Genomic DNA, 11302 nt, shown 5'->3' with positions numbered 1-11302 from the left:
TGCTTTACCGAATAGCGACACCACGGTGTTGTTAGTTTCCATCGTCAATTTGTATCTGCCATGCGCGTGAACGCTCAGCTAAGCTCCCCGTGCGCACTAGGACAGGCGCGAAAAATCGTTATAAAGCGCGAACACCATCAGACTTACCACCATCAACAGGCCTATCTGGTATCCCACCATTTGCACGCGCTCCGGCACCGGCTTACCCGCCACTAATTCAATGCTGTAGTACAGCAAATGGCCACCATCCAACACTGGTATGGGCAGGAGATTAAGAACGCCGAGGCTAACACTGAGCAGCGCAAGAAAACCGATGTAAGACTCCAGACCGGACTTGGCTGAAGTGGTCGCCACTTTAGCAATGGTGATGGGGCCACTCAAGTTTTTCGGAGAGATTAAACCCTGCACCATTTTGACCATGGAATTGACCGTGAAACTGACCATTTCTCCGGTCCGCTGAGCTCCTGCGCCCAAGGCCTCCAAGGGGCCTCGATGGAATTCCCGACGCTGGCTCTCAGGCATCTCGGGAAGCACAACGCCTACACCGACGCGACCAATCACTTCGCCAGAGTCCGTTGTCGTTTCTTCCGGTATCAGCGTGACGTTAAGTTGCGCGCCATCGCGCTCAAGAAGCACTTCCATGCTCTCGCCTGGCCGGGATCGAACGTAGTCCACCCAGTCTTCCCACAACTCCATAGCCACGCCATCGGTCGACAAAATCCTGTCTCCCGGCAGCAAGCCAGCCCGCTCAGCCGGACTATCCGACATAACTTCATCCAGCAATGGCACCACGGGAGGCATGTAGAGCGTCAGCCCAAGCCCGTCCAGCAGATCTGGTTCTTCATCGCCCGCTAGCCAGCGATCCAGCTGGCCTTGGGAGTCATAAATGACATCGGACCCCGGATAACGCACAGAAAACCGGATAGATCCCGTATCGCCGATACGTTCCAGCAAGCGAAAGGAGACAGCCTGCCACGTGGGCGTCTCTCGCCCATCTATGGCAACAATCTCCTGACCTGCCTCAAGTCCCGCCACCTCGGCTACAGAACCTGTGTCGACCTCGCCGATGACCGGGGCGTAGCCGCTCTCACCCGCCATGAAAAGGAACCAGTAAGCAACAATCGCCAACAGAAAGTTAGCCAGAGGACCCGCCACTACCACCGCTATGCGTGACAACACGGGCTTACGATTGAAGGCTAAGTGTTGTTCTGCAGGGTCAACGTCACCCTCACGCTCGTCGAGCATTTTGACGTAGCCACCCAAGGGAATCGCAGCAACGGCGTATTCAGTATCCAGGGAGTCTTTCCAGCGCAGTAGCGGCTTGCCAAAGCCGATGGAAAAACGCAGAACCTTTACGCCACAGCGCCGGGCCACCCAGAAGTGCCCAAACTCGTGTACCGCCACTAGCACAGCCAGTGTCGCGAGGGTGATGCCAATGCTGTAGAGAATATCAATCAACGCTGTACTGCTCCTGCGCGAACTGCCGCGCCCGGTTGCAACTGATTATTTACATACTGTCGAGCGAAGGCCCGCGCCTGCCGATCAACCTCTTCGACCTCGGCAAGGCTCTCAGGTTCAATCAACGGCAAACCGGCGAGAGATTCCTGGATAACGCTGGGGATATCAACAAAGCCAATCTGGCCATCAAGGAAGGCAGCCACCGCAACTTCATTCGCCGCATTGCAAACCGCCATAGCGCTACCACCACTAGCAATACACTCCCGAGCCACCCGCAAACAGGGGAAGGCCTCCATATCCGGGGGCTCAAAATCAAGTCTCGCCGCGTCTATTAGGTCCAGGGCTTTCACGCCACCATCCACGCGTTCTGGCCACGCCAGGCAGCAGGCGATGGGCGTACGCATATCCGGCTCGCCCAGCTGCGCCAGGACCGACCCGTCTTCGTAGCGCACGAGGGAATGAACAATGCTCTGGGGGTGCACCACCACCTCTACCTGATGCTCAGGCACATCGAACAACCAACAAGCCTCTGCTAGCTCAAGGCCCTTGTTCATTAAACTGGCAGAGTCGACAGATATCTTGCGACCCATATCCCAATTGGGATGCGCACAGGCCTGCGCTGGCGTGACTTGCGCCAGAAACTCGCGAGTCTTGCCGCGAAAGGGCCCACCCGACGCGGTAAGAATGAGTCCCGAAACGCCTGCCAACTGAGGCCGAGCCCTATCGTCGACGGGCAAACATTGAAATATTGCATTGTGCTCAGAATCAACGGGCAGCAGCACGGCGCCACTTTGCTCCACGGCGCCCATCAACAGGCTGCCCGCAGTAACCAGAGCCTCTTTATTCGCAAGGAGCAGACGCTTGCCGGCTCGCGCAGCAGCCATCGCGGAGGCCATACCCGCAGACCCAACGATCGCGGCCATCACAATGTCGACGTCGCTATGGGATGAAACTTCTTCAAGTGCTGTACTGCCAGCAAGCACCTCGGTATGCAGCTCTGTATCCGCGGCGATTCGCTTTGCGAGAACTGCCGCAGATTCATCATCAGTCAGTACCGCATAACGGGGTCGAAACTGTTGGCATTGTTCGTAGAGCGTATCGACCGAGCTCCGGGCCGCAAGGGCAAAAACTTCGTACCTATCCGGGTGCCGCGCAAGAACGTCAAGAGTGTTCACACCTATGGAGCCGCTAGACCCCAGCACCGCCACTTTCTGAATCTGCGATGACGCCATCAAAAGCCAACCATCACAAGGCCCAGAGCGAACGTCGGCGTTGCGGCGCAAAGGCTATCCAGTCGATCCAGCAGCCCACCATGGCCGGGGAGCATGCTGCTGGAGTCTTTTACACCGCCAACACGCTTGACCATACTCACGGTTAAGTCGCCCAGCACCGAGGAAAAGGCTGTCGTTAGAACGACCACCACGGTCGCGACCAGGCTCAGGTGATCCAAACGCTCAGGCAGCAAGCTCCAGATCACCACCGCCAAAACAGCAACAGCGAGGACCCCACCCCAAAAACCTTCCCAGGTTTTGCCTGGACTGACTTGAGGTGACAGTGCGTGGCGACCAAAAGCCTTGCCCGTGAAGTAAGCCCCGATGTCTGCCGTAGCCACTACCAGCACCAGCGCGACCATGACTGCGCTGCGTGGCTCAAGCTTGAGCAGATAAATTGCCGCGAACCACGCAGGAACCAGAATCAAAACACCCATAAATGAGCGCCCGAGACGGCTATCCCATAGTCCGGAGCTTGCAGGGAAAGACTTCACCCAAAGTAGCGCAAAGCACCACCATAGACAGGTCAATCCCAAAATTGGCTGAACGAGCTCGCGGCTAAAATTCTGCCCGTCACCCGCATAGCGATAAAGCGCACCGGCACAGGCAACAACGAGGGTCACGTAAAGGATTTTTGATCGGAGCTTTGTTAATCCAGCCATGGGCGCCCATTCCCAGGCACCCAAGGCAATAATGACCAGGAAGATGATCGCCAAGGCAGGAACGGGCAACCAGTAAGCCCCAGCTAAGAATAGGCCTGCCATTGGTATTGCGGTCAGAACCCGCTGTTTAAGCATCTAGGGACCCGCCGGAAACAATGCCATCGGGCTCGCCGCGGCCACCAAAGCGGCGTTCGCGTTTACCGTAATCTGCCAGAGCCCGCGCAAACTCCAACTCCCCAAAGTCAGGCCAAAGTACCGGGGTAAAGTAAAACTCGCTGTAAGCGAAATCCCAGAGAAGAAAATTGCTGATTCTCGCATCACCGCCGGTACGAATGCACAAATCCGGGCTCGGAAAATCACCAAGAGACAGGGTGCTTTGCATCAACTCTTCAGTGATGTCGCTGGGCTGGATCTCGCCCCGCTGACAGCGCTCGGCCAGAGTTTGGGCCGCCTGGGCAATATCCCACTGACCGCCGTAGTCCACGGCAATAACCACCGTCGCCGCTGTATTGTTCGCAGTCACGGTTTCCGCGTGATTGATCAGTCGCTGCAAGCCGGCACTAAAGCGATTGCGCTTACCAATAAAGCACAGGCGAACGTTATCCTCGTGTAGCTGTTTCACCTCGGTACGCAGGTACCGGGAGAACAGCGCCAGAAGAGAACGCACTTCGGGTAGGGGTCTGGACCAATTCTCTGAGCTAAACGCAAAGAGCGTAAGCACTTCGATGCCGTGCTCACGGCAAGCACGCATGACACCGCGCACAGCCTCTACCCCAGCGCGATGCCCCGCCACGCCGGGAAGGGAGCGCTTACGAGCCCAGCGATTATTGCCGTCCATGATAATGGCAACGTGCCGAGGGGTCTGGACATCAGACGACCTCGAACCGGGCTCACTTGTTCCGCTCTTTGATCCCATAGGAACTCAGATTTCGAGAAGATCCGCTTCTTTTGCGGTCAGCATTTCATCAACACGGGCGACAAAACTATCGGTGAGTTTTTGCACCTGATCCTGACCACGACGTTCATCGTCTTCGCCGATCTCTTTGTCTTTGACCAGTTCTTTCAGCATGCCCATGGCGTCTCTGCGGGCGTTACGAATAGATACTCTTGCAGCCTCAGCTTCGCTTCTCGCCTGCTTGATGTAACCCTTGCGCGTCTCTTCGGTGAGAGCTGGCATAGGGATGCGAATCACTTCTCCTGCCGTAGCCGGATTCAGACCGAGATCTGACTTCATGATGGCCCGCTCGATATCCGGAATCATCGACCTATCCCAGGCGGTCAAAGACAGTGTTCTAGCATCCTCGACGTTAACATTGGCAACTTGACTGAGCGGCGTATCCGAGCCGTAGTAGGACACTTTGATTCCATCGAGCAAACTCGGGTGAGCCCGGCCCGTACGAATCTTGTTAAAGTTTGTGCCAAGCGCTTCCAGGCTGTTTTTCATCCGGGAATCGGCGTCTTTACGAATATCTTCCAGCACTATTGCTTCTCCAAAAATCTAACGGTCTATTCTATCAGCGTTCCGTCATCGCCTCCCCGGACGATATTGAGTAACGCTCCCGCTTTTTCCATTTCAAACACGCGCAAGGGAATACGATGATCACGGCAAAGACAAATAGCCGTTAAATCCATAACTTCCAGCTTGCGATCCAACACCTCGTCGTAACTCAAACGATCATAGCGAACGGCGTCTGGGTCCTTCATAGGATCGGCCGAGTACACGCCATCTACCTTTGTGGCCTTAAGCACAACATCCGCTTCTACCTCGATACCCCTAAGACAGGCTGCCGAATCCGTAGTGAACATCGGATTACCCGTGCCCGCGCAGAAAATCACCACATCGCCATTGGACAAGGCGCGAATAGCTTTGCGACGATCGTAGTGATCGACAACGCCACTCATGGGAATCGAGGACATCACCTGTGTGGCTATGTTCGATCGCTCCAGCGCATCCCTAAGTGCCAGGGCATTCATGACCGTGGCCAACATGCCCATGTGATCACCGGTTACGCGGTCTAACCCAGCCGCCTGCAACGCTGCTCCGCGAAACAGGTTGCCTCCTCCGACCACAAGGCCGACCTGTACGCCAATACCGACCAACTGACCAATCTCAAGCGCCATCTGATCCAATATCTTTGGATCTATTCCAAAGCGTTCAGCGCCAGTCAGTGCTTCACCGCTGAGCTTCAGCAAAATCCGCTTGTACTTCTTCTCAACACTAGCTTTGTTCATGGACGTTCCTCCCAGCGCGCAAGTCTACTAAAAATACCGACCCGCGCGGTGCCAAATCCCTGTTACTGATGGAAAAAACTACAGATACAAAAAACGGGGCCTGAGCCCCGTTTTCAACTGCTGGATTATTATCAGCCCTTCAGCTGTGCCGCGACTTCCGCAGCAAAGTCCACAGTCTCCACCTCAATACCTTCTCCTACTTCAAAACGCGAGAAGGACACGACGCTGGCGCCGGCACTGCTAACTAATTTGCCAACCGTTGTGTCAGGGTCTTTTACAAAGGCCTGATCAACCAGGCTGTTCTCTGCCAGATACTTCTTGATTCGACCGCCAATCATTTTCTCGACTATCTCTGCGGGCTTACCGGAATCAAGCGCCTGAGCGGTATAGATTTCCTTTTCTTTCTCAACCAGTTCAGCAGGCATATCCGATGGCTGCACCACTTGGGGGTTTACCGCAGCAACGTGCATCGCAACGTCACGAGCCAAATCCTGGTCGCCAGACTGCAGCTCTACCAAAACGGCGATGCGGTTGTTGCCGTGTACGTAGGCGCCAACAACACCGTTCTCAGCGTTAGTGAGGGCAATACGGCGTACACCGATGTTTTCACCGATCTTCTGAACCAGCGCTTCACGGGTCTGCTCAAGGCCATCGGCCATCAGCGTTGCAACGTCCGTCTCGCGGGTTTCGAAAGCGCGATCTACAACCTGCCCTACAAAGCCTAGAAAACTCTCATCGCGAGCAACAAAATCAGTCTCGCTATTAACTTCTACCAGAACGCCGTAGCTACCATCATCAGCGACACGTGCCGATACGATGCCGTCTGCTGCGGTACGGCCAGCTTTTTTAGCCGCCTTCATTCCGCTGGACTTACGCAACTCTTCAATCGCCGCGTCAATGTCTCCATTGGCTGCACTAAGCGCTTTTTTACACTCCATCAAACCGAGACCTGTGCGCTCTCGGAGCTCCTTAACCTGTGAGGCTGACATGCAATATTCTCCCGTAGGGGCGCCGATACACGGCGCCCGATTGGATTTTCAATAAATCGTGGAACTTCAACTTACGATGAACGATGTGACCAGGTCAGTGATCAGGCGTCGGTCGCAGGGGCTTCCTCTGCTGCCGCCACAGGCTCAGCAGGAGCTTCCGCAGCGGCGGGTTCAGCTGCAGCAGCAGCTTCTTCAACGAACTCATCCTTTACAGGTACAGCTCCACCGGCCTCAACCTTGCCCGCGATACACGCGTCAGCCACTGCAGTGACGTAAAGCTTGATAGCGCGAATGGCGTCGTCGTTTCCAGGAATGACGTAGTCAACACCGTCGGGATCGCTATTTGTATCGACAACGCCGATAACAGGAATACCCAGCTTGTTCGCCTCAGTGATCGCAATGCGCTCGTGGTCAACATCGACAACGAACAGTGCATCGGGTAAGCCACCCATGTCCTTGATACCACCGATGCTGCGCTCGAGCTTTTCCATTTGACGTGCACGCATGAGGGCTTCTTTCTTAGTAAGCGCCGCAAAAGTGCCATCCGACTGCTGCGCTTCAAGCTCTCGCAGGCGCTTGATAGAAGCGCGGATCGTCTTGTAGTTGGTGAGCATTCCGCCCAGCCAGCGATGGCTGACGTAAGGCATTCCGGCGCGTTCCGCCTGCTCTTTCATTATCTTGCCTGCCGCACGCTTGGTGCCGACGAACATGATTTTGTTCTTGGAGGATGCCAATCGCTTAACCATATCCAGCGCTTCATTGAACGCAGGAACGGTGTACTCGAGATTGATAATGTGGATCTTGTTGCGGTCGCCGAATATGTACTGATCCATCTTAGGATTCCAGTACCGGGTTTGGTGACCAAAGTGTGCTCCAGCCTGGAGCAGGTCTCGCATGCTTACCTGTGACATAAAATTACCTGATTTTTTAACGGGTTAGTCTTCCACACACCCCAGCTGCAAACCCTCGAAAGCCAGACTATAAGCCTGCTTTGAGAGCACCCTGCAGAAGGTTTTGGCATGCGGGCGTCGTTGGCCGTTTTGGAACTCCCCAAATACGGCGGCGCGCTTTATAGCACAAGACATCAGCCAACTCCAGAAAAACTACCAATCAGATGCCCGAAGGCCCTTCTTAGGCTACAATGCTGCCGCTATCGAGGGCGGTCCGCAGTTTAGTGAGCCCCCTAACATCAAGAATCATCAGTAAAACACCCGCTAGGGTTGTCCGAAAGAGTCGAAAATGTCTGTATCAATCAAAAGCGAAGAAGAACTCGCACGGATGCGCGTCGCCGGTGCAATGGCCGCAGAAGTACTGGAGATGATTCGGCCCCTGGCCGTGCCCGGTGTAACCACGGGTGAGCTGGATAAAATTTGCCACGACTACATCACAGAGAATTTGGACGCGATCCCGGCCCCACTGAATTACAACGGCTTTCCAAAATCTATCTGCACCTCCGTCAACGAAGTGGTTTGCCATGGCATTCCTTCGGACAGCAAAAAACTGCGCAGCGGCGACATCATCAACATAGATGTCACAGTGATCAAAGATGGCTATCACGGCGACACCAGCATCATGGTTGGCGTAGGCGATGTACCGCCCCACGCGGAACGCCTCATGCAAATCACCCAAGAATGTCTGTATAAGGCAATAGCACTGGTCAAGCCCGGCGCGCGACTCGGCGACATAGGTAGCGTCATCCAACAGTACGCTGAGAGTAACTATTACTCCGTCGTTCGAGAGTATTGCGGACACGGGATCGGAAAGGTGTTTCACGAGGATCCTCAGGTCTTGCACTACGGAAGGCCCAATACAGGACTGGTGTTGCAACCGGGCATGACGTTCACCATTGAACCCATGATCAACGCCGGCAAACGTCACACCAAGCTCAACGCTAGAGATGGCTGGACCGTGACCACGCGGGACGGGCGACTCTCTGCTCAGTGGGAGCACACCCTGGGCGTGACAGAAGACGGCTGCGAGGTGTTCACTCGCCGCAGCGAAGAGACGCTTTGATCAATCATGGACACCGCTGTCGCCGAAACCATCGCCCCCTTTGACCTTCATGCCATTCTAAAAGAGGGCACGCAGTCCGGCCTCATACCTGAACTGCGCGAGGCTCTCCAGCGAGTCTCCGAGCAGCTGGATAATGACTTCCGCGAAGGACGCAGCGCGGGCGAGCTCCTTCGCGCTAGAGCCGCATTGATCGACGATGTATTGCGACATGCCTGGGAAACTCTCGAACTCCCTGAAAAGCGCATTGCACTCGTTGCAGTGGGCGGGTACGGCCGCGGGGAGCTGCATCCGCACTCTGACATCGACTTACTCATACTGCGCGATGGGGAAAACGAGGAAGACAGCAGGAGCCTTGAGAGTTTCTTGACTCTCCTCTGGGACCTCGGGCTGCAGATAGGTCATAGCGTTCGCAGCGTTGCGGAGTGTATTTCTCAGGCACTCAATGACGTCACTGTCCTCACCAATCTTATCGAAGCCAGACTACTCTTGGGCGAGCAGCGATTATTAGATGCTGTCGCTGAAGGAACTCAAGACACAGAAATGTGGGCTCCAGACGCATTTTTTAGTGCCAAACTCACTGAACAGGAAGCTCGCCACGCTAAGTTTGGGGATACGGAGTACAGCCTCGAACCCAATGTAAAGGGTTCTCCCGGCGGTCTAAGGGATTTGCAGCTCATTGGCTGGCTGGCACAACGACACTTCGGCTGGAGCTCCGTTGCAGAACTTACCGCCAACGAGTTCCTGACGGACGCCGAGGCCACCACGGTCATTCATGGTCAGGAATTTATGTGGCGTGTGCGTTACGCGCTGCACATGATCACTGGCCGAGAAGAAGATCGCTTACTGTTTGACCATCAAAGGGAACTTGCTCGCCTGTGGGGCTTTGTTGACGGCGACAAACTCGCGGTAGAGCAATTTATGCAGCTCTATTATCGCTGGGCACTGGCACTATCCCAATTGAACGAAGTATTAATGCTGAGTTTCGACCAAGCGGTTTTGCAAGCGGGTACGGCAGATGCCGTGCTTGATATCAACGAATGGTTCGAACTCCGTAACGGCTACATTTGCGCAAAGCGGGACACGGTATTTGAAGAATACCCGGGAGCGCTTCTTGAAGTATTCCTCCACGCGGGGAACAACCCTCAAGCTTTAGGGATTGCGGCGGAAACAATCCGCCTGATCCGTGAGCACCGCCATCTCATTGATGATGATTTTCGCCGCAACGATCAAAACAAACAGTTGTTTCTTGAGGTTTTGCGATCGAACAATCGCCTCACACGGCAGCTGCGGCGAATGTCACGCTACGGAATATTGGGGCGCTACCTACCTGCCTACGGGCAGATTGTTGGTCAAATGCAGCACGACCTGTTCCACAGCTACACCGTCGACGCGCACACCCTGCAAGTCATCGAAAACATCAGGCGCTTTCTAAAACCTGAAAACGACGAACGCTTCCCGGTTACCAGTAGAGTCGCTCGCCGCCTGCCAAAAATTGAGCTTTTGTACATAACCGGGCTTTTCCATGACATCGGCAAAGGCCGCGGCGGAGATCATTCGGAACTCGGCGCTGTAGACGCCAGGACCTTTTGTGAAGATCACGGCCTTAGCCGCCGGGATACCAACCTCGTGGAATGGTTAGTACGCAACCACCTTTTCATGTCGGCTGTTTCGCAACGCAAGGATATCTCGGACCCCGACGTGGTGCAGGAGTTTGCTGAACACGTGGGTGATCAAAATCGCCTCGACTACTTATTCGCCCTTACTGTTGCAGATATCAATGGCACAAACCCCAAACTCTGGAACGCCTGGCGCGGCAGCCTGCTGAGGCAGCTGTATACCGAGAGCAAACGGGCGTTGAGACGTGGACTGGAAAACCCGGTAGACAAGCAGGATTGGATCGCGGAGACCCGAGAGGCAGCAGCCAAAATCCTCGAGTATCGAGGTTTTACGGAAAGTGAGCTTTCGTCGCTTTGGCAGCAACGCGGCGAGGACTATTTTTTGCGCGAAAAAGCAGAAGATATTGCCTGGCACACTGAGGCGATCGCTGATCATCAGGACCAGAGTCAACCTTTGATTCTGGTACGTAATGGCGTGGAATCCAGTGTTGCGAACACCACTCAGATATTCATCTATGCAAGCTTCGACATCGGAACTTTCTCTCGCACCTGCTCCAGAATCGAACAGCTGGATCTTAGTGTTCACGACGCACGGATTTACCACGGCAGCGACGGTATGAGTCTGGACACTTACTTTGTTCTGGACTCCAGCGGTAAAGCTGTGGAAGACGCGGATAGACTCCGGCACATTACGACCTACCTCAATGAAAAGCTGTCGCCAGAGACTGACAGCAACGCCATATCAACGAGACTCACACCCCGAAGGGTAAGGTCCTTCCGCTTAGACACCGAAACGAGCATGCGGGTAGATCCAGCACGGGAAGTATCTGTATTGGAAGTGATTTCTCTAGACCGCCCTGGACTGCTGGCACGTATCGGCGAGGTATTTGTAGAATTTGGCGTGATCTGCGAGGCAGCAAAGATTCAAACGCTGGGAGAGCGCGTCGAGGACGTATTCTTTGTCACAGATACAGACCGACAGCCTATTGCGGACGAGCAGCTAGCAGAACAGATTCAGTCAGCTATTCGAGATACGCTCGACTCCCAAGAGTCGCATTGAA

Annotated in this window: 10 protein-coding genes; 2 read left to right on the top strand and 8 right to left on the bottom strand. The window is 54.8% G+C overall.

Annotated elements, in window-relative coordinates; translation table 11 throughout:
* Nucleotides 1–96: 96 nt before the first annotated feature.
* From rseP to rpsB, 8 genes are all read right to left on the bottom strand, one after another.
* Entirely contained in the window at nt 97–1455 is a 1359-nt protein-coding gene (gene rseP, locus AB8B76_RS07110) for an RIP metalloprotease RseP (protein ID WP_405271359.1), read from the bottom strand.
* Nucleotides 1455–2690 (bottom strand): 1-deoxy-D-xylulose-5-phosphate reductoisomerase, encoded by a 1236-nt coding sequence (ispC, locus tag AB8B76_RS07105; protein ID WP_405271323.1) that lies wholly within the window; start codon nt 2688–2690, stop codon nt 1455–1457. The genes rseP and ispC overlap by 1 nt, the downstream gene beginning before the upstream one ends.
* Nucleotides 2690–3526, bottom strand: a complete 837-nt coding sequence (locus AB8B76_RS07100; protein ID WP_405271322.1) for a phosphatidate cytidylyltransferase — start codon at nt 3524–3526, stop codon at nt 2690–2692. The genes ispC and AB8B76_RS07100 overlap by 1 nt, the downstream gene beginning before the upstream one ends.
* Nucleotides 3519–4307, bottom strand: coding sequence for a polyprenyl diphosphate synthase (gene uppS, locus AB8B76_RS07095; RefSeq protein ID WP_405271321.1), 789 nt, complete (start codon nt 4305–4307; stop codon nt 3519–3521). Before uppS ends, AB8B76_RS07100 begins: the two co-directional genes overlap by 8 nt.
* A 6-nt stretch (nt 4308–4313) precedes the next feature.
* Nucleotides 4314–4871 (bottom strand): ribosome recycling factor, encoded by a 558-nt coding sequence (frr, locus tag AB8B76_RS07090; RefSeq protein ID WP_405271320.1) that lies wholly within the window; start codon nt 4869–4871, stop codon nt 4314–4316.
* A gap of 26 nt (nt 4872–4897) precedes the next feature.
* A complete protein-coding gene (gene pyrH, locus AB8B76_RS07085) occupies nt 4898–5623 on the bottom strand; it encodes a UMP kinase (RefSeq protein WP_405271318.1) in 726 nt (241 codons plus the stop codon).
* Between the two features lie 131 nt (nt 5624–5754).
* Entirely contained in the window at nt 5755–6612 is an 858-nt protein-coding gene (gene tsf, locus AB8B76_RS07080; protein ID WP_405271317.1) for a translation elongation factor Ts, read from the bottom strand.
* Between the two features lie 101 nt (nt 6613–6713).
* Nucleotides 6714–7523: a 30S ribosomal protein S2 gene (rpsB, locus tag AB8B76_RS07075; RefSeq protein WP_405271316.1), complete on the bottom strand. Its 810-nt coding sequence runs from the start codon at nt 7521–7523 to the stop codon at nt 6714–6716.
* 328 nt (nt 7524–7851) lie between these two features.
* Between rpsB and map the strand changes: the two genes are divergently transcribed.
* The gene (map, locus tag AB8B76_RS07070) at nt 7852–8625 is read left to right on the top strand and encodes a type I methionyl aminopeptidase (protein ID WP_405271315.1); all 774 of its coding nucleotides are present in this window, start codon (nt 7852–7854) and stop codon (nt 8623–8625) included.
* 6 nt (nt 8626–8631) lie between these two features.
* Nucleotides 8632–11301, top strand: coding sequence for a [protein-PII] uridylyltransferase (glnD, locus tag AB8B76_RS07065; RefSeq protein WP_405271314.1), 2670 nt, complete (start codon nt 8632–8634; stop codon nt 11299–11301).
* Nucleotide 11302 lies beyond the last annotated feature (1 nt).

Source organism: Congregibacter sp., from assembly GCF_045107095.1.
GTDB lineage: Bacteria > Pseudomonadota > Gammaproteobacteria > Pseudomonadales > Halieaceae > Congregibacter.
The sequence above is the reverse complement of the archived record's forward strand: the minus strand, read 5'-3'. Positions and strand labels throughout refer to the sequence as shown.

Coding starts and splice junctions, on each gene's coding strand:
- ispC (WP_405271323.1), bottom strand. CDS start 2,690: ATGGCGTCATCGCAGATTCAGAAAGTGGCGGTGCTGGGGTCTAGCGGC.
- AB8B76_RS07100 (WP_405271322.1), bottom strand. CDS start 3,526: ATGCTTAAACAGCGGGTTCTGACCGCAATACCAATGGCAGGCCTATTC.
- uppS (WP_405271321.1), bottom strand. CDS start 4,307: ATGGGATCAAAGAGCGGAACAAGTGAGCCCGGTTCGAGGTCGTCTGAT.
- pyrH (WP_405271318.1), bottom strand. CDS start 5,623: ATGAACAAAGCTAGTGTTGAGAAGAAGTACAAGCGGATTTTGCTGAAG.
- tsf (WP_405271317.1), bottom strand. CDS start 6,612: ATGTCAGCCTCACAGGTTAAGGAGCTCCGAGAGCGCACAGGTCTCGGT.
- rpsB (WP_405271316.1), bottom strand. CDS start 7,523: ATGTCACAGGTAAGCATGCGAGACCTGCTCCAGGCTGGAGCACACTTT.
- map (WP_405271315.1), top strand. CDS start 7,852: ATGTCTGTATCAATCAAAAGCGAAGAAGAACTCGCACGGATGCGCGTC.
- glnD (WP_405271314.1), top strand. CDS start 8,632: ATGGACACCGCTGTCGCCGAAACCATCGCCCCCTTTGACCTTCATGCC.